Genomic DNA, 22,782 nt, shown 5'->3' with positions numbered 1-22,782 from the left:
GGGCGGCTGCCGTCCCCGGTGTGCGCCGAGGTGGCAGCCGATCTCGGGGTCACCCGGGCGGCGGCCGCCGCCTCGGGGTCACCGTCCAGGACACCAGCTGTGCAGCAGCCGGAAGAACTCCTCCTCGTTGCCCGCCAGGCCCGCGGCGGCCAGGGCCTGTTCCGCCTCGGCCAGGACGGCGGGCGGGACCACCGGGGGCAGCCGGTCCTGCGGCGGACCGGCGACGCCGACGCCCTCGCCGTCCCCCTCGTCGCCGAAGGCGGCACGGACGGTGTGCAGCAGCCGCAGGTAGGCCTGTACGGCGGTGCGCTCGCGGTCGGTCAGTACGGCAGTGGGCATCGGTCGGCTCTCCCCGTGTCGGCGTCGTGTTCCCCCGCGCCCGACGGCGCGTACGCCCCTGTGCGGCGGCGCACCCCCCAGCTTGCCGCCCACCACTGACAATCGGGCCTGACCCGGCGTCGGTTCGCCCGCTTAGCGGAGACGAAACCTTCCTGAAATCCCCTGGCGGAAAGGGGTTCTACGCTGGGGTGAAGGGCTTTCGGCGGACCGTCGGCGGCCGGGGCTGGAGGAGGTGGGCGGATGGTCGAGGTCCCGCAGTGGCGTCCGTCGCGCGGCGCCCGGCTGCGCCCGGTGGGCGACAAGGAACCGGAGCTGCGCCACCGCGTGGTGCACGGTTACCGGCGGGCGTTCCGGATGGCCGGCGAGGGCCCGGCGCTGGTCCTGGTGCACGGCATCGGCGACTCCTCGCGGACCTGGGCCGACCTGATCCCCGGCCTCGCCCGCACCCACACCGTCATCGCCCCCGACCTCCTCGGCCATGGCGCCTCCGACAAGCCCCGCGCCGACTACTCGGTGGCCGCGTACGCCAACGGTCTGCGCGATCTGCTGAGCGCGCTCGGCGTCGAGTCGGCGACCCTGGTCGGGCACTCGCTGGGCGGGGGAGTGGCGATGCAGTTCGCCTACCAGTTCCCCGAGCGCACCGAGCGGCTGGTCCTCGTCAGCGCGGGCGGAGTCGGCCGGGAGGTCAACCCCGCCCTGCGGCTGGTCTCGCTGCCGGGAGCCCATCTGGCGCTGTCCGCCCTGCGGTTGCCGGGTGCGCGCTTCCAGGTCGGTCTCGCGGTCGCCCTGATGAAGCTGCTGGACACCGATCTCGGCCAGGACGCCCCCGATCTGCTCCACCTCGTCGACGCCCTGCCGGACGAGACCGCGCGCAACGCCTTCATCCGCACCCTGCGCGCCGTCGTGGACTGGCGCGGCCAGGTCGTGACCATGCTCGACCGCTGCTATCTGACGGCCGGGATGCCGACGATGCTGCTGTGGGGCGACCGGGACAGCGTGGTGCCCGTGCGGCACGCGTACGGCGCCCACGCGGCGATGCCCGGCAGCCGGCTGGAGATCTTCGAGGGGGCGGGCCACTTCCCGTTCCACAGCGACCCCGCCCGGTTCCGCGCCCTGGTCGAGGAGTTCACCCGCACCACGGCCCCGGCCGACTGGAGCCGCGACCACTGGCGCCGGCTCCTGCGCGAGGGCGGGCCCGGCGCGGAGACGGCGGGCGCGCGGGACGGCACGGAACGGGACCTGCGCGGGGCGAGCGAGCGCAGCGCGACCTGACGGTCGTACGAGGGCGGTCGGGGTGGTGGCCGGCCGGTGGCGCGGTCCTACGGCCCCAGATAGCCCAGCGACGCCTCGATGCGGCCGGCCAGGTGGTCGCGCTGGCCCCGTTCCCGGGGCGACGAACCCGAGAGCCAGGTACGGCATTTGCTGGCCAGCAGCAGGCCGAAGCTCTCGGCCTCCTTCTCGTCGGTCAGGTCGAAACGGGTGCGCGCGGCGACACTGCGCACCGTCGCCTGGAGATCCGCCCCGTCGCTGAGTAAACGTGCCGCGACCGCGGTGCCCTCGACGTGCTGGCCGCAGTGGCCCGCCTTCATGTGCCACAGCTCGTGGCCCAGGATCACCAACTGGTGCTCCGGCGCGGTGCGCTCCTCGATGACGACGAGGTCCTGGTCGGCCATGTCGAGCCACAGTCCGCTGGCCGTGTCCGCCGGGAAGGAGGCCATGCGGAAGTGCACGGGGCGGCCCCGGCGTCTGCTCATCCCGTCGCACAGGGCGGTGTACAGGTCGGTCGGCACGGCGGGGGCCGGCAGGGTCAGTTCCGCGACCAACTCGCCGCTGAGACGGCGCATTTCCCTGGCGATGTTCACAGTTCTCCCCCGGATCACGACTCGGGCCGCTTCACGCTCTCCAGGAGCATGTCCAGCCACTCGGCGACCTTGTCGCGGTGCTGGTCGGTGGGCAGCTGGGCGGCCCGCCAGGCGATCCCGCGTACGCCGTGGTCCTGAAGCAGCCGCTCCAGCGGGTCGGAGGCCGCCGCGGCCGCCTCCCGCGCGGCGAGCTTCTGGAGCAGCTCCTGCTCGATGTGCTGAAGGGCTCCCGCGAGCGCCTCCGGGTCCTCGGCCGTGAGGAAGCCGGCGTGCACACGGAAGAAGCGCTGGAGGGCGTCGCAGTGCTCCATCGTGGGCCGTCGGTCGCCGTTGATGAGGGCGCCCGCCTGCTGGCGCGACATGCCGGCGCCGTCCGCGATCTCCTGCTGGGTGTACTTACGGCCGTTCGGCTTGAGCCGGGTGCGGCGCAGCAGGTCGAGCCGTTGCAGGAAGCGGGCCTGCACATCGGGCTCACCGGCGGGCCGGCCGCTCAGCAGGGCTTTCACCACCGGCTCCGGGACACCGGAGGCGACGGACAGCCGCCCGCTGCCGAAGACCTCCGCGTGCGGCACGCCGAGCCGGTCGGCGAGCGCGGCGACACGGGCGACGACGGCGGACATCAGCACCGTCGCCGCGGCGCCCGGAACCTCGAAGTCATCCTCCGACACCGACAGGTCTCCTAGGTCTCTCACGTCCCTCTCACAGGTACACGATCACCAAACGGACGGTCGCCGTGAACTGCGTGGAGAGTAGCCGGTCTTTCGAACTCACATCCAGGTCTCGCCACAACTGTGGCCAATTTCAGCCGTCAACCAGCATGGAATGCCACGATAGTTGACACCGCTCGCGTCGGGGCACCAGGATCGGGGCGCCGCGTGAAGGCCGCATAGGCAAGAGGGGTGACCTCCCGATGGCATATCAGGCAGGAGGGCAGCGGTCCGTACCGCGGCCCGTCCCCGAGAGTCTCGAGGCCCAGGCGTACCTGCACGACTACGCCGTGTACCTGGAGGCCGTCCCCTTCCCGTCCGTCGTCCTCGACCACCGCTGGGACGTCGTTCTCTCCAACGACGCGTTCGCGTCACTTTTCCGGGAGGTGGGCCCGCATCCGACGGCCCTGCCCGGTGACAACTTCCTGCGTTTCGTCCTCTTCCATCCCGACGCCCCCTCGGTCCTCGGTGACCACGAGGCCGGCTGGTGCCTGCCGATGCTCGCCCGCTTCGCCGCGGCCGTGGAGCGGCACGGTCACGACCACGGACTCCAGGCGATCCGGCGTGACATCGCCCAGGACCCGATCATGGAGGCCGCCTACCGCCAGGGGCTGCCGCACTGGATCCGCGCGGTCGGCGAGGAGGCCGTCGAGCACGACGGGGCGGTCCGGCCCCTGCTGCACCCCGACCCCCGCTGGGGCGCCACGGAGTGCCGCATCGTCGGCGACACCCCCAGGACGCTGCACGACATGGGGTACACCCGGCTGACGATGGTGCTGCGCTCCACCCGTCCGGCCCCCGCGCCCCGCAGAGCGGGCGGCGCGCGCCGTACGGCGAGCCACCTCAGCGTGGTCCCCGCGCCCGAGGCCTGACCGGGCACCGTCGGCGTTCAGGTCGCCGACGGCGCCCTGTCGGCACCGCGCTCAGCTTCAGTGGGGCGGCGGCGCCTCCGCCTTCGTGAGGCGGTCCACGGGAGTTCCGCGCTTCGCCGCCTGGATCTGCTCGTAGACATGGGTCCGCAGTTCCGCGAAACGCGGGGCCACCCGCGTGTGCAACTGGTCGCGGTCCGGCGGGAGGTCGACCTTCAGCTGCTCCCGGACGACCGTCGGGGAGGCGGACAGGACGAGGACCCGTTCGCCGAGGTAGACGGCCTCGTCGATGTCGTGCGTGACGAACAGGATGGTGATCCCGCGCTCCCGCCACAGTCCCCGGACCAGGTCCTCCAGGTCGGCGCGGGTCTGCGCGTCCACGGCGGCGAACGGCTCGTCCATCAGCAGGACCCGCGGCTCGTAGGCGAGCGCCCGGGCGATCGCCACCCGCTGCTGCATCCCGCCCGACAGCTGCCACGGATACGCGGAGTGCGCGTCCTCCAAGCCGACCGAGCGCAGGGCGTCCGTGACCAGTTCACGCCGCCGTTCCTTGGTCAACGCCTTCTGTTTCAGGGGAAGTTCGACGTTGTCGCCGACCCGCATCCACGGGAAGAGGCTCCGCCCGTACTCCTGGAAGACGAACGCCATGTCCGGCGGCGGCCCGGTCACCCTGCGTCCTTCCAGGAACACTTCGCCGGAGGTCGGGGTGAGCAGACCGGCCATGCACTTCAGCAGGGTCGTCTTGCCGCACCCCGACGGGCCCACGAGACACACGAGTTCGCCCGCCTCGACGGTGAACGTCAGGTCGCGCACCGCCTCGACCCGGCGCCCCGACCCCTCGTACACCTTCCGCAGGCCGGACACTGCAAGACGCGGGTGCATGGAACGCCCTTTCGCGAGGTTCACGGGGACCGCCGGGTGGATGCGCGCAGACCGTGGTACCAGCCGAGCACCCGACGCTCGACGGCCTGGAAGAGCAGCGACAGCACGAAGCCCAGGAGGCCGAGCACCAGGATTCCGGTCCACATGTCGGGGATGGCGAAGCCTCGTTGGAACTGCACGATGGTGAAGCCGAGTCCGTTGCTCGCCGCGAACATCTCGCTGATGACCATCAGGATGATGCCGATCGAGAGCGCCTGGCGCAGCCCCGCGAAGATCTGCGGGCTCGCCGACGGCAGCACCACGGCGCGCAGCCGGGCGACCCCCGTGACGCCGTACGACCGTGCCGTCTCCGCCATCACCGGGTCCACCGCCCGCACGCCCTCGACCGTGTTGAGCAGGACCGGCCACACACAGCCGCTCGCGATGACGACCACCTTCATGGTGTCGCCGATGCCCGCGAACAGCATGATGACCGGCACCATGACGGGCGGGGGCACCGCCCGCAGGAACTCCAGGACCGGCTCGCACACCGCCCGCACCCGCCGGTACGAGCCGATGACCGTGCCCAGCGCGACCCCGACGACGGCCGCCGTCGCATAGCCGCCGAGGAGACGCAGCACGCTCGGCCGCATGTCGGTGCGCAGTCGCTCCGCGGTCCACACGTCGGGGAAGGCCTTCAGGATCGTGCGCAGCGGCGGCCAGTAGACGTTCGTGCTGCCGTCGGACGCCAGCCACCACGCCGTGACCAGGACGGCCGGCAGGGCGAGCGTGAAGAACAGCCTCAGCAGGACGCGCCGCCAGGTTCCCGGCCCCGTACGGCCGGGGGAGGTCCCGGTCACACCGCCACCTCCCCGCGCACCGACTGGTGCCAGGCCAGCGCGTGCCGCTCCACCGTCCGGGCGCCCACGTTGATCAGCAGCCCCAGCACCCCGGTGACCACGATCAGGGCGTACATCTCGGGGACCGCCTGCGAGGTCTGCGCGACGGCGATCCGCGCCCCCAACCCCGGTGCGCCGATGACCAGTTCGGCGGTGATGACGAGGATCAGCGCGACGGCCGCCGCGAGCCGGACGCCGGTCATGACGTACGGCAGCGCGGTCGGCCACAGGACGTGCCGGACGCGCGCCCAGGTGCCGAGCCCGTAGGAGCGGGCGGTCTCCTCGGCGACCGGGTCGACGTCCTGGACGCCGTACAGGACCTGGATCAGGATCTGCCAGAAGGAGGCGTAGACGACCAGCAGCAGGACCGAGCGCAGTTCGGTGCCGTACAGCAGCACGGCGAGGGGGATCAGGGCCACCGACGGGATCGGGCGCAGGAACTCGACGGTCGAGGCCGTCGCCTCGCGGAGGTGGGGGACGACGGAGATCAGCACGCCGGCCACGATCCCGGCGCCCACCGCGATCGCCAGACCGAGGGCCCAGCCGGTGAGGGTGTCGCCGAGCGCCGTCCAGAAGGCGGAGTCGGCGAGTTCGTCGGCCAGCGCGCCGGCGATGCGGCTGGTGGGCGGGAAGTAGGCCTCCTTGACCAGCCCGAGCCGCGGCACCGCCTCGCCGAGGGCGAGGAAGGCCGCGAGCCCGGCGGTACCGAGTGCGACGTTCGTGCCTCTCACGGCAGCAGCTTCTCCAGGTCCGGGGTCGACTTGAAGAGCTTGTCCTGTTCGCCGAGCTTCTCCAGGGCCTCGATCGACGAACGGTTCGCCTCGGCGGGCCACTTCGGCAGTGTCACCTGCGTCAGCACCGAGGCCGGGATCTTGGTGTACGTGGTGACGATCTGGCGGACCTCGTCCGGGTGCGAGTCGGCGTAGGCGAGGGACTCCGCGGTGGCCTCCTGGAACTTCTTCACCACGTCCGGGTTCTTCTGCGTGTACTGCGTGGAGGTGAAGTACATCGCGACGGTGAGGTTCGGTGCCACGTCCACCAGCGGGGAGGCGATCTCCGTGGCGCCCTGGCTCTTGACGGTCGCCAGCGCCGGTTCGACGACCATCGCGGCGTCGATCTGCCCCGAGTCCAGGGCGGCGGGCATCTGGTCGAAGGCCAGCTCGACGAACTTCACCTTGTCCGGATCGCCGCCCGCCTTGCGCACCGACTCGCGCACCGCGGTCTCGTTGATGTTCTTCAGCGTGTTGATGGCGACCTTCTTGCCCTCCAGGTCCTTGGCGGACTTGAGCGCGCTGCCCTTCTTCACCGTGATCGCCCCGAAGTCCTCGCCCTGCACGCCCGTCGAGGCGATGCCGTTCGAAACGGCCCGCACGGGAACGTTGTTGGACTGCGCGACCATCAGGGAGGTCATGTTGCTGAAGCCGAACTGGAACTGGCCGCTGACGACTCCGGGCACGATCGCCGCGCCGCCCTGCGCGGTGGTGATCGACAGCTTCAGCCCGTGCTTCTCGTAGAAACCCTGTTTCACGCCCAGATAGACGGGCGCCACGTCGACGATGGGGATGAGTCCGAGTTTGACGGTCGTGGTGCCTCCGGACGACGAACTCCCGGTGGACGTACCGGAGTCGTCGGACGAGCCACAGGCCGCCGTGGCGAGCAGGAAAGTACCGACCGCGAGACCGGCGAACAGACGACGCAAGGCTCCTCCTGTGCAGACAACGGTGTTCCGACAGGCTGTGCGCACACCGCACAGTAGTGCTCGATTGGCGTGCAGGGAACGTAGAGCCCGCCGTCCGGCGGGGTCAATGGGTTTGGCTGACGAAATTGTTGACAGTCTGGTAGGCGGCATGTCCACCGTGGTCCGAGCACCGCATTTCGTGAGGTCCTTCGAGCGGGGCCTGGCGGTGATCCGCTCCTTCGACGCCGGGCATCCCGCCCGCACCCTCAGCGAAGTCGCCCGCGCCTGCGGGCTGACGCGGGCGGCCGCCCGACGCCTGCTGCTCACCCTCGCGGACCTGGGATACGTCCACAGCGACGGCCGGCTCTTCCGGCTCACGCCGCGGGTGCTGGAACTCGGCTAGGCCTGTCTGGCCGGCCTCACGCTCCCCCAGGTCGCCGAGCCGCATCCGGAGCACCTCGTCGCACGGGTGAAGGAATCCTCGTCGCTGTGCGTCCTGGACGGCGACGACATCGTCTACGTCGCCCGGGTGCCGACCACCCGCATCATGTCGGCCGTCATCAGCGTCGGCACCCGCTTCCCGGCGCACGTCACCTCGGTGGGCCGGGTGATGCCGGCCGCCCTGGCGGACGACGAGCTCGAACTCCGCCTGAACCGGGCACAGCTGCGCCCGCTCACCGCCCGGACGCTGATCGCGCCGGAGGATTTGCGGGCGGAACCGGCGCGGGTACGGCGGCAGGAGTACGCCTTCGTGACCAGGAACTGGAGGACGGGCTGCGGTCGGTGGGCGCCCCGGTGCGCGGCCGGGACGGCACGGTGGTGGCCGGCGTGAACATCGCCGTGCCCGCCGGCCGCACCTCGGCGGCCGCGGTCCGCCGGGACCTGCTGCCACCGCTGCCGGCCGCCGTGGCACGGATCGAGGCCGACCTGCGCAACACCGGACCGGTGGGAGGAGCCGCCCCCCGGATCACAGATCCAGGACGAGTTTCCTCCCCCGGCACCGGGACACACAGATCATCATCGTCTCCCCGGCCTCCCGCTCCTGCGGACTGAGCACGGAGTCCCGGTGGTCCGGCGTGCCCTCGAGCACGTCGGTCTCACAGGTGCCGCAGGTGCCCTCCGTGCAGGAGTAGAGCACCTCGACCCCCGCCGCGCGCACGGCGTCCAGCACGGACACGCCCGCCGCGACACTCACCGTCCGGCCGCTCCGCGCCAGGTCGACCTCGAACGCGTCGTCCTGACCCGCCGGTTGCTCCCTCGCCTGGAACCGCTCGACGCGGAGCGCGTCGGCCGGACAGCGCTCCTCCACGGCGTCCAGCAGCGCACCGGGTCCGCAGCAGTAGACCAGGGTGCCCTCGGGCAGCGCGTCGAGCACGGAACCGAGGTCGAGCAGACCGGTCTCGTCCTGCGGGGCGACGGTGACCCGGTCGCCGTACCGCGCCAACTCCCCGGCGAACGCCATGGAGGCGCGGGTGCGGCCGCCGTAGAGCAGGCTCCACTCGGCGCCCGCCGCCTCGGCCGCCGCCAGCATCGGCAGGATGGGGGTGATGCCGATGCCGCCGGCGACGAAGCGGTAGCGCGTCGCGGGGCGCAGTGCGAAGTGGTTGCGCGGGCCGCGCACCCGCACCTTTTCGCCCGGCCTCAACTGCTCGTGCACATGGGCGGATCCGCCCCGTCCGGCCGGCTCACGCAGCACCGCGATCCGCCAGGCGGAACGGTCGGCGGGATCGCCGCACAGCGAGTACTGACGCTCCAGCTCCGGGCCGAGGACGAGGTCCACATGGGAGCCCGGCTCCCAGGCCGGGAGCGGCTCGCCCAGCGGGTGGCGCAGGGTGAGGGCGAGCACCCCTTCGGCGGCGAACTCCCGCCTCGCGACGACGAGTTCGGCTTCGTAGACGCTCATGAGTCGATTCCTCGGGGCCGGTGTCCTTCGGGGTGGCCGAGCATCCACTCCCACATCTCGACCGGGTCCTGCGAGGTGTGCTCGGCGCCGCAGTGACAGGTGCCGTGCAGCACGTCGGTGCCCGGCAGCCAGTCGATGCGGTAGATCTCGCCGGTGGGCCCGCCGCTCACAGGACCTTCTCCACGGGCTTGTCGCCCTCCTCCACCAGCCGGGCGAGGATCCGGCGCGCGGCCAGACCGCCGGTGTCGATGTTGATGCTCAGCTCCTGGTAGCCGGTGCGTTCCGAACCGAGCGTGCGCTGGAGGAGGTTGAGCGCGTCGACGTCCTGCATGACCACCGTGTGGTTGTTGCCCCGCAGGAACTCGGTCACCTCGGCGTCGTCCGTCGCCCAGTCCCGCGAGACCATCCAGAAGTCGTACACCTTGCCGTCGTCGGACGGTGTGATCGCGTAGGTGATCTCGGTGTGGAAGCCGTTCGGGTCACTGCCGTCCGCCTCGGGCAGGACGCCCACCGGCGCGATACGGCTGTGCAGCAGGTACAGACAGGGCGCGTGGTACTCGATGTCCTGCCAGCGGGTGATCCGGCCCTCGATGCCGGTCGAACGGGCGTAGAACGGCGGGCACTCGGCGTCGTCCATGTGCCGGCTCACCCGCACGATCCCCGCGCCCTCGTCGACCTCGGTCGTGATCGGCGTCTCGGCGACCTCGGGGGTGCCGATGTAACCGCCGTGCAGATACGTCTCGTGGGAGAGGTCGAGGAGGTTGTCGACGAGCAGCCCGTAGTCCGCGTCGATGGGCTCCATGCCCTGGACGGTGGTCCAGCCGGGCGAGTCGAGGTGGCGGGCGCGAGGGATCGCCGCCGGGTCGGCGAGCGTCGGGTCGCCGATCCACACCCACACCAGGGAGTCCTGCTCGACGACCGGATAGGCGGTGACCCGGGCGGTGCGCGGAATGCGTTTCTGCCCCGGCACGTACACGCAGGCGCCGGTCGTGTCGTACGTGAAGCCGTGGTAGCCGCACACGATACGGTCGCCGTCCAGCCGGCTCTCCGACAGCGGGAAGCGGCGGTGCACGCAGCGGTCGTGCAGGGCGACGGGCGTCCCGTCCTCCTCGGTCCGGTAGAAGACGAGCGGCTCACCGAGAATCGTCCGGCCGAGCAGTTCCTCGCGCCCGACCTCGGCGCTGTAGGCGGCGACGTACCACTGGTTCCTGGCGAATGCGGTCGTGTGCGGCATGGCGATCGGCTCCCGTCGTTGGGTGTGGCGACATCGTCGGGAAGAGCGTCACCGCATCGCAACACCTCTTCCGTCTCATGGAAGGGGATCGGCGAATGGCCTGTTCGGAGCGGCCACCGCCGTCGATCATCCGCCGGCGGCGGGCGCGCAACCCGGGCTGCCCCTTCCGGCATCATGCGGGCCGCTCCCGCAAGTTCCGGTTGCGCGGCCATTGACACGATGCCTGCGGCGGGGTCACGCTCACGCCTGCAAACACACGATTGAAACGATTCAGAACCCCGGGAAGCAACAAGCCGACCCGTCTTGGACCCCGGGCCGCCGACGCGATTGCCGCCCTCTCCGCTCTCCGCACATCTCCTAGGAGCACGCGATGCACCATGTGACGCGCCGCAACATTCTGCGCTCGGCCATAGTCGTGGCCCTGGCCCCCACTTTGGGCTCCGCGATGCTGCCCGGGCTGGCGCCGACGGCGTCCGCGGCGGTCTCGTGGACCGCGAAGTGGCTCTGGGCGCCGTCCGGTTCGGCGAACCAGTGGGTGGCGTTCCGTAGAACGTTCACCCTGGGTTCCGCGCCCTCGAAGGCCGTGACCCGGATCGCGGCCGACTCGAAGTACTGGCTGTGGGTGAACGGCGCCCTGGTGGTCTTCGACGGCGGACTCAAGCGCGGCCCGAACCGTACGGACACCTATTACGACGAGATCGACCTGGCCCCGTACCTGACCGGCGGCAGCAACACGGTGGCGCTGCTGGTGTGGTACTTCGGCAAGGAGGGCTTCTCGCACAGCAGCAGCGGCAAGGGCGGTCTGCTGTTCCAGTCCGACGTCACGACCGGCTCCACCACCACCCGCGTGGTCAGCGACACGGGATGGAGGCACAAGGTCCACCCGGGCTACTCGGACAACACCAGCGGTACCCAGGTCAACTTCCGGCTTCCGGAATCGAACGTCTACTACGACGCCCGCAACGCCACCGCCATGGCCGACTGGCAGTCCTCCGGCTTCGACGACAGCGCCTGGAGCGCACCCACCGACTTCGGCGCCGCCGGAACCGCTCCCTGGAACGGCCTCGTCCAGCGTCCGATCCCGCAGTTCCGCTACTCCGGCCTGAAGTCCTACACCAACGCCGCCTCGCTCCCGGCCACGGGCCAGGGCTCCACCGCGATATCGGCCACCCTGCCGTCCAACATCCAGGTCACCCCGTACCTGAAGGTCGACGCCCCGGCCGGCGCGGTGATCGGCATCCAGACCGACCACTACGACGACGGCAAAGGCCTGGTGGGCATCGACCAGAAGACCATCTTCAACGTCCGCGCCACCTACGTCTGCGCCGGCGGGGTCCAGGAGTTCGAGCCGCTGGCCTGGATGAGCGGTACCGCCGTGCGCTACACGATTCCCACGGGTGTGACGATCGTGGACCTCAAGTACCGGGAGTCCGGCTACGACACCGACTTCGAGGGGTCGTTCACCAGCAGCGACGCCTTCCTCGACACCGTGTGGACCAAGGCCGCCCGCACCATGTACGTCAACATGCGGGACAACTACATGGACTGCCCGACCCGCGAACGCGCCCAGTGGTGGGGCGACGTGGTCAACCAGCTGAAGGAAGGTTTCTACACCTTCGACACCAACTCCCACGCCCTCGGCAAGAAGGCCATCTCGCAGCTGGCCTCCTGGCAGAAGGACACCGGGGCGCTCTACTCCCCGATGCCCTCGACGATCTGGACCGCCGAACTGCCCAACCAGATGCTCGCCTCGGTGTGGTCGTTCTGGACGTTCCACCTCTACACCGGCGACACGAGCACGGTCACCGGCGCCTACCCGGCGGTGAAGAAGTACCTGGACCTGTGGGGCCTGGGCAGCGACGGCCTCGTGTCCCACCGCGCCGGTGACTGGGACTGGCAGGACTGGGGCAGCGACATCGACACCCGCGTCCTGAACAACTGCTGGTACTACCTGGCCCTGGACACCGCCGCCAAGCTCGCCGATCTCAGCGGCAACACCGGTGACGTCGCCGGATGGCAGGCCCAGCGCACCAGCATCAAGGCCAACTTCGACACCCTGCTGTGGAACTCCACCAAGAACGAGTACCGCTCGCCCGGCTACACCGGAGACACCGACGACCGGGCCAACGCCCTCGCCGTGGTCGCCGGCCTGGCCACGTCCAGCCACTACCCGGCGATCACCGACGTGCTGCGCAACCACCTCAACGCCAGCCCCTACACGGAGTTCTACGTCCTGGAGGCCCTCTACCTCATGGGCGCGTCCACCGTCGCCGAGGAGCGGATCCGCAACCGCTACGCCGCCCAGGTCGCCGACCCCGCCTGCCACACCCTGTGGGAGGTGTGGGTCAAGTCGGAGGGCACCGACAACCACGCCTGGAACGGCGCCCCGCTGTACGCGCTGTCCGCCTACGCCGCGGGCGTCCGTCCCACCACGGCGGGCTGGCAGACGTACGAGGTCACCCCGCAGACCGGCACCCTCACGAAGATCGACACGGTGACGCCGACCGTCAACGGCGACATCCGCTTCGGCATCACCCGCGACGGAACCCGGACGACCCTCACGCTCACCTCGCCGAGCGGAACGACCGCCCGAGTGGGCGTCCCCACCTACGGCGGCTCCCAGCCCGTCATCAAGGCGAACGGCACCACCGTCTTCACCGGTGGCTCGTCCACCGGCGCCGTCAGCGGGATGAGCTACGACGGCAAGGACTCCTCGTACGTCTACTTCAAGGTCCAGCCGGGCACCTGGACGTTCGCGGCGACGGGCACCGGCCGCCTCGACAATGTCGCCCTGAACCGTACGGTCACCAGCAACAACAGCCTGGAGAACAGCAACTGGGGCAGGAACCGGCTCACCGACGGCAAGCTCACCAGCGTGACCGGCGCCCGGGGCTACACCAGCAACGAGTTCACCTCCGCCGACGTCGGCGCGAACCCCGTCTGGGTCGAGATCGACCTCGGAGCCGACACCGACCTCGACGCCGTACGCCTCTTCCCCCGCACCGACACCCCGGCCGCCGGGGGAGGGACCGCGGGCTTCCCCGTGGACTTCACGATCCAGACCCGCCCCGACGGCTCCGGCACCTACACCACCGTCCGCACCGTCACCGGCCAGCAGAACCCCGACGGGGCGGTGCAGACGTACGGCTTCAAGGCCACCACCGCCCGCTACGTCCGCCTGCAGGCCACCAGGCTCGGAGCCGCCGCCTCCGACGAATCCACCAAGTTCCGCCTGCAACTCGCCGAACTCACCGTTCCCACCGCCGCGACCACGGTCACGGCCAACTGCACGCTGGAGAACGGCGACTGGGGCAAGACCCGGATCCTGGAGGGCACCACCACCAGCGTCACCGGCGCCAAGGGCTTCACCAGCATCGACTTCCCCGCCGCCGACGTCAGCGCCACACCCGTGTGGATCGAGGTCGACCTCGGGGCCGACCGGTCCATCGGCTCCGTCACCCTGTATCCGCGCACCGACACCAGCGGCGCCGGCGGCGGCTCGGCGAACTTCCCCGTCGACTTCACGCTCCAGACCCGCCCCGACGGATCCACCACCTACACCACAGCCCGTACCGTCACCGGCCAGGCCAACCCGAGCGGAGCCGCCCAGACCTACACCCTCACCTCCGTCACCGGCCGCTACCTGCGCCTGACGGCGACCGAACTCGGCGCTGCCGCCTCCGACGAGAGCACCAAGTTCCGTCTGCAACTGGCCGAGATCGGCATCAAGTAACACGCCACAGCCACAGTGGCCCGCCTGCCCCGGCACACGCCCACGTGCCGGGACGGGCAGCCCGTGCGCACAGCAGACCTCTCCACGGACCACCCCGCGGCCGGTGCCCGCAGCCCCGCCCGAGCCCCGGCCCGAGCCCTGGCCCGACGCCGCAAGCGCCCTGCCCGCCGGACCCGCGGTCACCGTCGAAGATCAGCTCGACGGTGACGTCGGCGCCGACGGGCGGGGCCGTCGAGTGACCCGCATGGGCGGCGTCGGAATGCCCGTACCGGAACGGCGTGCCAGGCTCGGAACCGCACCTGTCGTGTCAGGTGGCGGAGCGTTCCGGGTTCGCCGAACGCGGCCGTGAGAGCACCGACGAGGTCCGCGTCGCGAGGAGGCCATGCGCATGCCCGTCGCCGAGGCCGGACCCGGGACCCCGTCGCCGCCGGACCCGCTCGCTCTGCTGCGGAGCCGCGCGTATCTGGTGCTTCTGCTGATGTCCGCACTGATCGGCGTGCCGGTGTCCGCGGCCGCGTTCGGCTTCCTCGCGCTGGTCGGCGAACTTCAGCCCCTGATCTACACGGATCTGCCCAAGTCGCTGGGGTTCGACGGCACGCCGCCCTGGTGGCCGTTGCCGCTGCTCGCCGTCGGGGGACTGCTCGCCGGGCTGACGATCAGGCATCTGCCGGGGCACGGCGGCCATGAACCGACCGCCGGGTTCAAGGCCGCCGGCCCGCCCGCACCCGTCGAACTGCCCGGCATCTTCCTCGCCGCTCTGGTGACCCTCTGTCTCGGCGCCGTCCTCGGACCCGAGGCCCCTCTTCTGGCGCTCGGCGGCGGACTCGCCGCCGGCGCCGTGCGGATGGTCAGACGGGACCCGCCGGAGCAGGTGAGCGCCGTGCTGGGCGCCGCGGGCAGTTTCGCGGCCGTCAGCTCGCTGCTGGGCTCGCCCCTGCTCGGAGCGTTCCTCCTGATGGAAGCCTCCGGGCTGGGCGGGCCGATGATGGCAGTGGTGCTGGTGCCCGGCCTGCTGGCCGCGGGCATCGGCGCGCTCGTCTTCGTCGGGCTGGGATCCTGGACCGGGCTGGGCACCTACTCGCTGGCACTGCACGACGTCCCCGAGGCCACGCGCCCGACGGTGGCGGAATTCGGCTGGGCCCTGGTCATCGGACTGTCGGCCGCACTCGTCGGCCTGGGGATCCGCCGGCTCGCCGTCCGGCTCAAGACGCACGTCGAGAGGCGACGGGTGGCGGCCACCGTGGCCGCGGGTCTGGTCGTGGCGGGACTGGCGATCGGCTACGCGGAGGGTACCGGCCGCACGGCGACCGACGTGTTGTATTCGGGACAGACGGCGCTGGACCCGTTCCTCACGCACAGCGCCGGGTTCTCGGTGGGAGCCCTGGCGTTGCTGGTGCTGTGCAAGGGCCTGGCCTATTGCGTATCGCTCAGCGCCTTCAGAGGAGGCCCGATCTTTCCCGCGATGTTCGTGGGGGCGGCGGGCGGCATCCTGCTCTCCCACCTGCCAGGGCTGAGCCTGCTCGCGGGGTTCGCGATGGGTATCGGAGCGATGAGCGCCGCGATGCTGGGACTTCCGCTGGTCTCCGTCCTGCTCGCCACGCTGCTGATCGGCGCCCAGGGGCTCACCGTCATGCCGCTGGTGATCGTCGCGGTCGTGGTCTCGTACGTCGCGACGGCGAAGCTGACGCCTCCCCCTCCCGCGGAGCCGGGGGAGGGGCCACGGCCCCGTCGGCGCCGGCCGTGAGTTCGTCGTCAGACGTAAGGACCCCGGACGCCCGACCGCCCGCCGACTGTGAGCCCGGGGTGCCGGCCGGCCCCCCGGACCGGGACCCGGGCAGCGCTGCGCCCACCGGGCCGCCGGCGACCCGGTGGGTGGAGAGACCTCGCCGGACTAGCGGGCGAGCGACCCGTTCTGGGCGTCGGACGCGGACTGCCACGCCCGCATTCCCGCGCGGGACGCTTCCTTGGCCTGCTGCCACTTCGCGGCCGCCTGCTGGGCCGGCGGCACCTCCATGTCGCGGATCATGCGGCGGCCCGCCGTGTACACGGCCAAGGCCCCGATAGCCATGCCGGCGCTCGCCACGATGGCACCGGCCGCGGTGAGCACGGCGCCGATCCTGACGAGCCGGGTGTCGATGTCGATCGTCCGATGGGACGGGTGGTGATGGTTCATGACTCCACCATCCAACGGGGGAAACCGCCGCGCATCCCGACCCACTGCCCAGGCCCGCACCCGGACGTTCTCGTCCTGCGACTCGCCGACATCGAGCACAGCGACGAGCACGCGGTGAACAGGAGAGGGCCGGACGTCGGACCACGAAGGGCTCGGTGCACGGGGCCGGAGGCCCCCGGGGCTCGGTATGCGCGCCGGTTCCACATGCGTGGGGAGGGGATCGGGGTAATTCTCGAAGGAGGGACGCATCGTGTTCGGAAGGTCGGCGGTTCCCGGAGCGTGTCCACCGTCCGCCCAGCCCACTGTCGTATCCCGCTTCGTAACGAGACGGAGGCCGCCGCCATGGAATCGGTTGTCACTGTGGGTCTGGATGGCTCTCCCGGAAGTCTCGCCGCCGCCCGGTGGGCCGCCGACGAGGCGGACAAGCGCAGGTGCACGCTACGTCTGCTGCATGCGTGGCCCATGCTGGCGCCGGAGCCCGCGAACGCCACGTCCAAGGTCGATCAGAACTACTGGGCCAAGCGTCTCGTGCACACGGCGCGGGCCGAGTTGCAGGCCGGTCACCCCGCCCTGACCGTGGTGGGGAGTCTGGTGGCCGAAGACGCCCAGGACGCCCTGCTCCAGGCGGCACAGGAGTCGGAGATGATCGTGCTCGGCTCCCGGGGACTGGGAACCGTCGAGAGCTACTTCCTGGGTGACGTCAGCATGCCGATCGTGGCACACGCGGCACGGCCCGTGGTCCTCGTGCGCGCCGAGGGGCGGCGAGGTGTGGGGGCGCGGCCGGCGCCCGAGAGCCCGGTGGTCGTGGCGCTCAAGCTGAACGGATCGTGCGACGGTCTGCTCGATTTCGCGTTCCATTCCGCGGCGGCCAGGGAGGTTCCGCTGGTGGTCGTGCACGGCCGGAGCGTGCCGTTGCACGCGCGGGTGCCGTGGGGGCTGGATCACGGCGTGACGCAGGAGATGACGCGGGACGCGCAGCAGGAGCTGAACAGGGTGCTGCAACCCTGGAGCGAGAAGTACCCGCAGGTGGAAGTGACCGACAGCATCCTTCTGAGCAGCCCCGCCAAGGCCGTCGTCCACGCCACCGAGGGATCCGGGCTGCTGGTCGTGGGCCGGCGTGCGCACCGGCACGGTGTGGCGGCCCACCTGGGCCCGGTCGCGAATGCCGCCATCCATCACGGGCGCTGCCCCGTCGCCGTCGTCCCCTACGCCTGAGCCCGGCCGGCGAAGCCGCGCACGGGCGCCCTGCCGTAGAGCCCGCGAGGGCCGAAGGCGTACTCCGGCATCCCGTCGCCCGGAGGAGACCCCGCTCACCGGCGCGAGGCCGGACTCCTCGGCGGCGGGCGTCAGGGTTTTCTCTCCCAGGGGTATCCGGCTGTCCTGAATCGGGGTGCAATGGTGGGAGTCAGGCCCTTCCGCCCCCACACCGGTCAGAAGAGGCACGCAATGGACCCATGGCTGATCTGGTTGATCGCCGCGGCCGTGCTGGCCGCGGCGGAGATCTTCACCCTTACCGCTGCGCTCGGGATGCTGAGTGCGGCCGCGTTGGTCACGGCGGGGTCCGCCGCGGTCGGTCTGCCGCTGCCGTTCCAGTTCCTGCTGTTCACCGTCCTCGCCGTGGTCAGCGTGCTGTTCGTGCGACCCGTCGCGCTCCGCCACGTCCTCCGGCCTCCGGCGCAACGGTTCGGCGTGGACGCGCTGATCGGCAGGGCCGCCTACGTCGTCTCCGAGGTGACGGGCCGGGGCGGCAGGGTCCGTATCGACGGTGAGGAGTGGACGGCCCGCGCCTACGACGAGACGCTGGTGATTCCTCCTGGAAAGACCGTCGACGTCATGGAGATCAGCGGCGCCACCGCGATCGTCTACCCCCGGGACTGAAACCATGGAAACCACGGCGTTCCTCGTTGCCGGCCTGATCGTCGCGCTGATCGCGGTTTTCACCGTGGTGCGGGCGGTCCGTATCGTGCCCCAGGCGCGCGCTCGTAATGTGGAGCGACTGGGCCGCTACCACCGCACCCTGACTCCCGGCCTCAGTCTCGTCATCCCTTACATCGACCGCGTTCATCCGGTGATCGATCTGCGCGAACAGGTCGTCTCCTTCAAACCGCAGCCCGTCATCACCGAGGACAATCTGGTCGTCGAGATCGACACCGTTCTGTACTTTCAGGTCACCGACCCACGGGCGGCCTTCTACGAGATCGCGAATTTCCTTCAGGCGGTCGAACAGCTCACTGTCACCACCTTGCGCAATGTCGTGGGATCCATGGACCTGGAAAAGACGCTCACCTCACGCGACACCATCAACAGCCAGCTCCGCGGCGTGCTGGACGAGGCCACCGGCAAATGGGGACTGAGGGTCAACCGGGTGGAGATCAAGGCCATCGACCCTCCGCAGTCCATCAAGGACGCCATGCAGAAGCAGATGCGGGCCGAGCGGGACAAGCGGGCCGCGATTCTCGGCGCCGAGGGGCAGCGCCAGTCGCAGATCCTCACCGCCGAAGGCGACAAACAGGCGGCCGTCCTGCGGGCGGAGGGTAATCGCACCGCCGCGATCCTCCAGGCGGAGGGCCAGTCCCGGGCCATCGACGAGGTCTTCCAAGCCGTCCACCGCAACGACCCCGACCCCAAACTGCTCGCCTACCAGTACCTCCAGACGCTGCCTCAACTCGCGCAGGGCTCGGGCAACAACTTCTGGGTGATCCCCAGCGAGATCACCTCCGCTCTCCAGAGCATGTCCCGTGCCTTCACCGAGGTGCTGCCCCAGTCGCCGGCCACCCGCGAGAAGCCCGCGGACGACATGGTCGCCCAGGCCGCCAGCGACAAGGCGCAGGCGGAAGAGGCCGCCGCGGCCGCCCTGGCCGACGCGGCCGAGGCCGAGGGCGTCACGTCCGAGGGCGGCCCGTCTCACCCGTCTCACCCGCCTCGCTGACGGCGAGCGGCGGCTCGAGCGCACCGAGATCTGCGGTAATTCCGGTCTCGGTCGTGCGCAGGCCGGGTACCGCCCAGGCGGCCGCTGCCACGGCCGCGAGGGCTGCGGCGACGAGGAACGGATGCGCGACGAGCGGGTCGGAGACGCGGTCGAGCGGGTGGTCCGCGAGCAGGGCGGTGCGTTCGGCGAGCCCTGCCGCGGCCGGCACCACGCCGATCGAGTGCGCCGACGAGGACGGCGCCGGCCGACCGCGCCGCCCTGTCAGCAGGGCTTGCGCCACACGCCCAGTTCGAGTTTCTTCTGCATCGACGACAGTTTCAGCCGCCGGGCTTCGGAACAGAAGCTGCTCGTCGGCTCGGCGTACTCGACATGGAAGACCGCCTTGCCCGCCGTGATGAAGGGCGAGAGCAGCGCGCACTCGCCGAACTCGGCGCACTCCTCGTTGACGGCGAAGTCGAAGTGGGACAGGAGCTGGGGGATCTGCGGCAGGTCGTTCTTGAGGCCCACCGCGAGGCCGCGTTCGTGTGCGATGTCCGCGATCATGCGGTTGTAGCGGAGCTGGTCGCGCGCGGTCAGCGGGAAACCGGTGTCGTTGCCGTAGCCCTCCACGAGGTCGGGCTCCACCGCGTCGAAGCCTTTGTCGCGGCACATGTCGAAACGCCGTTCCATGATCGGCCGCAGGACGTCGATCCGCCGGATGTCCAGCCAGCGCTCGCCCGCCCACCCGTTCTCCTCGCCGAGCACCGAGCCGGGGAACGCTTTCCGGTCGGGCCGGAAGTTCTCCCAGGCGCCCACGTTGACGTAACAGATGACCTTGCGGCCGTCGCGGTGCAGCCGGGCCACGTCCGCGGCGGAGTTCTCGAAGCCGTCGATGTCGTAGACGGGCACGTCCACCGACGGGTCGACCTCGCTGTCGAGCTGCCACTGCCAGGCGAGTCCCGGGCGGGGCTGCCACCAGGACGCGTGCCTCGGGGGGTCCCCGCCGTCGGCGCCGCCGGTTCCGGAACAGCCGGAGAGCGCGAGCGCCGGCGCCAGCGCCAGCGCGGACACCGTCAGGATCGCTCGTACCGTATACCTCACGCCGTATACCTCACGCCATATACCTCATGCTGTATGCCCCACGCCGGGTATACCTCGGACCTGTATGCCGCATGGCGTATACCTCGGGCCGTGTACCTCGCGGTGTATGCCTCATGCTGTACATCGCATACCGGATCTCGTGTCCCGAATCCTGCATCCCACAGCCCGCATCCCACGTCCCGCATAGGCATCCGCACACCGCCCCTCAAGGCCCCGCTCACGACTCGGCTCCGGTCAGGGCCGGGGTCAACGCCGACCAGGGGTTGGGCAGTTCGCCCGTCACCGGGCCGCAGACCGCCGCGCCCCGGTCTTGCGCGGTGCGCACGGCGAGCGGTACGAGCGCCTCGGGCACCCCGTACACGAGGTGGCACAGCTTGTCGGGCGGATGCCGTGCCGTCCAGGCCGGTCTGCTGAACGCGGACACATACGTCGACCAGTGGCCCTCGAAGGTGATCGTCAGGTCGGCGAGCCGGGCGTAACCGGGCGCCGGATGGACGCCGGGGTTCAGCACGACGGTGTCCGCGCCCAGCCGGCGCAGGCCGCGGACCAGCCGGCGGCAGGCGGGCAGTCCGTCCGGTGTCGCCGTCACCCGGTCGAGGAAAAGGCCGTCGGCGGCGTACCACTCCTGGTGCCGCCGCAGGTCGTCGGCGATCGCGGCGCGGTCGCGGACCCCGTAGTCGGTGTCGACGTAGCCGAGCAGCCGCGCGCCCGCCGCCCGCAGCGCGCCGGCCGCCGCGCTGAACGCGGGGTCGGGGCCGTCGCCCGGACCGTTCGCGGGGTTGAGGACCACCGCGTACGTGTGCGCGGCGGACGTGATCAGGCGATGCCAGGCGCCCGGGTCCTCGGCCGGGTGGACGTACAGGGGAATCAGCAGGCTCACGGTGTGCCGTCGTCTTCCCACAGCGCGGCCAGCGCGTCGTCGAGGGTGTGCGCGGGACGCCAGCCCAGGGCCTGTTCGGCGGCGCCGATGTCGGAGCACTGCCAGGACACGTCCGCCGAGCGCACCGAGCGGCCGCCCGCCGCGTTCTCCTCGATCCGCCCCCGGAAGCCGGCCTTCGCGGCCAGGCCGTGCACCAGCTCGCGCACCGGCACCGCCCGGCCCCCGCCGATGTTCAGCACCGGGGGCAGCGGACCGGGGGCCGTGACCGCGTACGCCACCGCCCGGCCCACGTCGCGGGCGTCCACGAAGTCCCGGTAGGCGGACAGGTCGCCGAGCCGCAGCACCGCGTCGGGGCCGTCCGGGCCGGCCGCGCGCAGCAGCCCGGCGAGCCGGCCGGGCAGCCCGGCGGCCGGCGCCCCGGGGCCCACCGGGTTCCCCACCCGCAGCACCACCGCGTCCAGACCGGACGAGGTCACCGCGACGGTGCCGGCCAGCTTGGTCGCGCCGTAGGGGCCGACCGGACAGGTGGGCGCCGACTCCGTCACCGAGGTGTCGGGCACGCCCGGCCCGTACTCCGCGGCCGAGCCCAGATGCACCAGCCGGGCCGCGGGTGCCGCCTCGCGCAGCGCCGCGCACAGCACCGCGGGTCCGCGGGCGTTGACCTCGGCGAGGGTGACGGCGTCGCCGCCGGTCGCCCCCGCGCAGTTGACCACCGCGTCGGGCGCGGCGGCGGCGAGGGTCTTGGCCAGCTCCTCCGGGCGGGCCGTGGCGAGATCGACGCCGTACTCGGCGGCGGGGGACCGGCCGCCGCCGAGGACCAGCGCGCCCGGCAGGGCGCGCAGCCGCTCGGCGACGTGGCCGCCCAGATAGCCGGTGTGGCCCAGGACGAGAATGCGCATGCGGTGCTCAGGCTCCCTTGAGCAGATGGGACTTGCGGGTGGTGAACTCGGCGTTGGCCCGGTCGTAGTCGTCGGGCCGGCCGATGTCCAGCCAGTATCCGTCGAACTCGTAGGCGTGCGGCTGGTTGTCGGCCTTCAGCAGGTCGAGGACCAACTCGTCGAAGCCCAGGGGCAGTCCGGGCGTGTAGCCGTCGAGCGTACTGCGCGACAGGCCGTAGACGCCCATGGAGACCCGGTAGTCCATGCTCGGCTTCTCGGTGAAGGCGACGACTCTGCTGTCGTCGGTGGTCAGCACCCCGAAGTCGATGTGCACCTTGCGGCAGTAGGCGGCGATGGTGAGCGGCGCGCCCGAGTCACGGTGGGTGGTCAGGACGTCGGCGTAGTCGAGGTCGGTGAGGACGTCGCCGTTCATCACCAGGAACGTCTCGGGGAGCCGCTCGCGCAGGGTGAGCAGCGGCCCCATGGTGCCCAGGGGGCTCTCCTCGGTGGCGTAGTCGATGGACATGCCCCACTGGGAGCCGTCGCCGACGTAGGCGCGGATGATCTCGCCGAGGTGCCCGATGGCGATGGTGCAGCTGGTGAAGCCGGCCGTGGCGAGCTGGCGCAGCACGATCTCCAGGATGGCGTGCTGGTCGCCGATGGGTACGAGCGGCTTGGGCAGCGCGGTCGTGTAGGGCCGCAGCCGGACGCCCTTGCCTCCCGCCAGGATCACTGCGTGCATGGAGCTCCTCCTCGG

At 71.1% G+C, this 22,782-nt stretch carries 23 protein-coding genes and 1 pseudogene; 8 read left to right on the top strand and 16 right to left on the bottom strand.

The window, feature by feature from the left end:
* Positions 1 to 78 precede the first annotated feature (78 nt).
* Positions 79 to 339, bottom strand: coding sequence for a hypothetical protein (locus tag OG440_RS05910; protein WP_406005769.1), 261 nt, complete (start codon positions 337 to 339; stop codon positions 79 to 81).
* 240 nt (positions 340 to 579) lie between these two features.
* On the opposite strand from OG440_RS05910, the gene OG440_RS05905 reads away from it, so the two are divergent.
* Entirely contained in the window at positions 580 to 1,611 is a 1,032-nt protein-coding gene (locus OG440_RS05905; protein WP_406005768.1) for an alpha/beta fold hydrolase, read from the top strand.
* 47 nt (positions 1,612 to 1,658) lie between these two features.
* Here OG440_RS05905 and OG440_RS05900 read toward each other — a convergent pair whose 3' ends face one another.
* Both OG440_RS05900 and OG440_RS05895 read right to left on the bottom strand, forming a co-directional pair.
* A complete protein-coding gene (locus tag OG440_RS05900) occupies positions 1,659 to 2,183 on the bottom strand; it encodes a toxin-antitoxin system, toxin component (protein WP_406005767.1) in 525 nt (174 codons plus the stop codon).
* Between the two features lie 32 nt (positions 2,184 to 2,215).
* Positions 2,216 to 2,821, bottom strand: a complete 606-nt coding sequence (locus OG440_RS05895) for a helix-turn-helix domain-containing protein (protein ID WP_406011263.1) — start codon at positions 2,819 to 2,821, stop codon at positions 2,216 to 2,218.
* A gap of 290 nt (positions 2,822 to 3,111) precedes the next feature.
* Here OG440_RS05895 and OG440_RS05890 point away from each other — a divergent pair, with 290 nt between their 5' ends.
* Complete coding sequence (locus OG440_RS05890; protein ID WP_406005766.1) at positions 3,112 to 3,780, top strand: hypothetical protein; 669 nt, start codon at positions 3,112 to 3,114, stop codon at positions 3,778 to 3,780.
* Positions 3,781 to 3,837: 57 nt separating this feature from the next.
* Here OG440_RS05890 and OG440_RS05885 read toward each other — a convergent pair whose 3' ends face one another.
* The 4 genes from OG440_RS05885 to OG440_RS05870 are packed head-to-tail and all read right to left on the bottom strand — an operon-like array spanning position 3,838 to position 7,236.
* The gene (locus OG440_RS05885) at positions 3,838 to 4,659 is read right to left on the bottom strand and encodes an ABC transporter ATP-binding protein (protein ID WP_406005765.1); all 822 of its coding nucleotides are present in this window, start codon (positions 4,657 to 4,659) and stop codon (positions 3,838 to 3,840) included.
* Positions 4,660 to 4,679: 20 nt separating this feature from the next.
* On the bottom strand, positions 4,680 to 5,498 hold the full coding sequence (locus OG440_RS05880; RefSeq protein WP_406005764.1) for an ABC transporter permease: 819 nt from the start codon (positions 5,496 to 5,498) through the stop codon (positions 4,680 to 4,682).
* On the bottom strand, positions 5,495 to 6,268 hold the full coding sequence (locus OG440_RS05875) for an ABC transporter permease (RefSeq protein ID WP_406005763.1): 774 nt from the start codon (positions 6,266 to 6,268) through the stop codon (positions 5,495 to 5,497). Before OG440_RS05875 ends, OG440_RS05880 begins: the two co-directional genes overlap by 4 nt.
* The gene (locus OG440_RS05870; protein ID WP_406005762.1) at positions 6,265 to 7,236 is read right to left on the bottom strand and encodes an ABC transporter substrate-binding protein; all 972 of its coding nucleotides are present in this window, start codon (positions 7,234 to 7,236) and stop codon (positions 6,265 to 6,267) included. The genes OG440_RS05875 and OG440_RS05870 overlap by 4 nt, the downstream gene beginning before the upstream one ends.
* A gap of 148 nt (positions 7,237 to 7,384) precedes the next feature.
* Here OG440_RS05870 and OG440_RS05865 point away from each other — a divergent pair.
* Positions 7,385 to 8,268: pseudogene (locus OG440_RS05865) on the top strand (IclR family transcriptional regulator C-terminal domain-containing protein).
* Here the strand turns inward: OG440_RS05865 and OG440_RS05860 are convergent.
* The 3 genes from OG440_RS05860 to OG440_RS05850 are packed head-to-tail and all read right to left on the bottom strand — an operon-like array spanning position 8,183 to position 10,352.
* On the bottom strand, positions 8,183 to 9,118 hold the full coding sequence (locus OG440_RS05860) for a PDR/VanB family oxidoreductase (protein ID WP_406005761.1): 936 nt from the start codon (positions 9,116 to 9,118) through the stop codon (positions 8,183 to 8,185). The pseudogene OG440_RS05865 and the gene OG440_RS05860 overlap by 86 nt on opposite strands.
* Positions 9,115 to 9,288 carry a hypothetical protein gene (locus OG440_RS05855; protein ID WP_406005760.1) on the bottom strand — a complete coding sequence of 58 codons (174 nt, stop codon included), beginning with the start codon at positions 9,286 to 9,288 and terminating at the stop codon, positions 9,115 to 9,117. Before OG440_RS05855 ends, OG440_RS05860 begins: the two co-directional genes overlap by 4 nt.
* On the bottom strand, positions 9,285 to 10,352 hold the full coding sequence (locus tag OG440_RS05850; protein ID WP_406005759.1) for a Rieske 2Fe-2S domain-containing protein: 1,068 nt from the start codon (positions 10,350 to 10,352) through the stop codon (positions 9,285 to 9,287). Before OG440_RS05850 ends, OG440_RS05855 begins: the two co-directional genes overlap by 4 nt.
* Before the next feature lie 370 nt (positions 10,353 to 10,722).
* Between OG440_RS05850 and OG440_RS05845 the strand changes: the two genes are divergently transcribed.
* A complete protein-coding gene (locus OG440_RS05845; protein ID WP_406005758.1) occupies positions 10,723 to 14,085 on the top strand; it encodes a discoidin domain-containing protein in 3,363 nt (1,120 codons plus the stop codon).
* A gap of 388 nt (positions 14,086 to 14,473) precedes the next feature.
* Positions 14,474 to 15,829 (top strand): chloride channel protein, encoded by a 1,356-nt coding sequence (locus OG440_RS05840; protein ID WP_406005757.1) that lies wholly within the window; start codon positions 14,474 to 14,476, stop codon positions 15,827 to 15,829.
* Positions 15,830 to 15,976: 147 nt separating this feature from the next.
* On the opposite strand, the gene OG440_RS05835 is transcribed toward OG440_RS05840, so the two are convergent.
* Positions 15,977 to 16,258 (bottom strand): hypothetical protein, encoded by a 282-nt coding sequence (locus tag OG440_RS05835; protein WP_406005756.1) that lies wholly within the window; start codon positions 16,256 to 16,258, stop codon positions 15,977 to 15,979.
* 342 nt (positions 16,259 to 16,600) lie between these two features.
* On the opposite strand from OG440_RS05835, the gene OG440_RS05830 reads away from it, so the two are divergent.
* The 3 genes from OG440_RS05830 to OG440_RS05820 all read left to right on the top strand — a co-directional run bounded on the left by OG440_RS05830 (position 16,601) and on the right by OG440_RS05820 (position 19,187).
* Positions 16,601 to 17,473 carry a universal stress protein gene (locus OG440_RS05830; protein WP_406005755.1) on the top strand — a complete coding sequence of 291 codons (873 nt, stop codon included), beginning with the start codon at positions 16,601 to 16,603 and terminating at the stop codon, positions 17,471 to 17,473.
* 231 nt (positions 17,474 to 17,704) lie between these two features.
* Positions 17,705 to 18,136 (top strand): NfeD family protein, encoded by a 432-nt coding sequence (locus tag OG440_RS05825; RefSeq protein ID WP_406005754.1) that lies wholly within the window; start codon positions 17,705 to 17,707, stop codon positions 18,134 to 18,136.
* 4 nt (positions 18,137 to 18,140) lie between these two features.
* On the top strand, positions 18,141 to 19,187 hold the full coding sequence (locus tag OG440_RS05820; RefSeq protein ID WP_406005753.1) for an SPFH domain-containing protein: 1,047 nt from the start codon (positions 18,141 to 18,143) through the stop codon (positions 19,185 to 19,187).
* On the opposite strand, the gene OG440_RS05815 is transcribed toward OG440_RS05820, so the two are convergent.
* The 5 genes from OG440_RS05815 to OG440_RS05795 form a co-directional block, all read right to left on the bottom strand.
* The gene (locus OG440_RS05815; RefSeq protein WP_406005752.1) at positions 19,141 to 19,467 is read right to left on the bottom strand and encodes a hypothetical protein; all 327 of its coding nucleotides are present in this window, start codon (positions 19,465 to 19,467) and stop codon (positions 19,141 to 19,143) included. The genes OG440_RS05820 and OG440_RS05815 overlap by 47 nt on opposite strands.
* Positions 19,449 to 20,267, bottom strand: a complete 819-nt coding sequence (locus tag OG440_RS05810) for an endo alpha-1,4 polygalactosaminidase (protein WP_406005751.1) — start codon at positions 20,265 to 20,267, stop codon at positions 19,449 to 19,451. Before OG440_RS05810 ends, OG440_RS05815 begins: the two co-directional genes overlap by 19 nt.
* 217 nt (positions 20,268 to 20,484) lie before the next feature.
* Positions 20,485 to 21,147: a spherulation-specific family 4 protein gene (locus OG440_RS05805; protein WP_406005750.1), complete on the bottom strand. Its 663-nt coding sequence runs from the start codon at positions 21,145 to 21,147 to the stop codon at positions 20,485 to 20,487.
* Positions 21,144 to 22,046: an NAD-dependent epimerase/dehydratase family protein gene (locus OG440_RS05800; RefSeq protein ID WP_406005749.1), complete on the bottom strand. Its 903-nt coding sequence runs from the start codon at positions 22,044 to 22,046 to the stop codon at positions 21,144 to 21,146. The genes OG440_RS05805 and OG440_RS05800 overlap by 4 nt, the downstream gene beginning before the upstream one ends.
* Positions 22,047 to 22,053: 7 nt before the next feature.
* Positions 22,054 to 22,767: an NDP-sugar synthase gene (locus tag OG440_RS05795; RefSeq protein WP_406005748.1), complete on the bottom strand. Its 714-nt coding sequence runs from the start codon at positions 22,765 to 22,767 to the stop codon at positions 22,054 to 22,056.
* Positions 22,768 to 22,782: the final 15 nt, after the last annotated feature.

This window comes from Streptomyces sp. NBC_00637, from assembly GCF_045161545.1.
Lineage (GTDB): Bacteria > Actinomycetota > Actinomycetes > Streptomycetales > Streptomycetaceae > Streptomyces.
The sequence above is the reverse complement of the archived record's forward strand: the minus strand, read 5'-3'. Positions and strand labels throughout refer to the sequence as shown.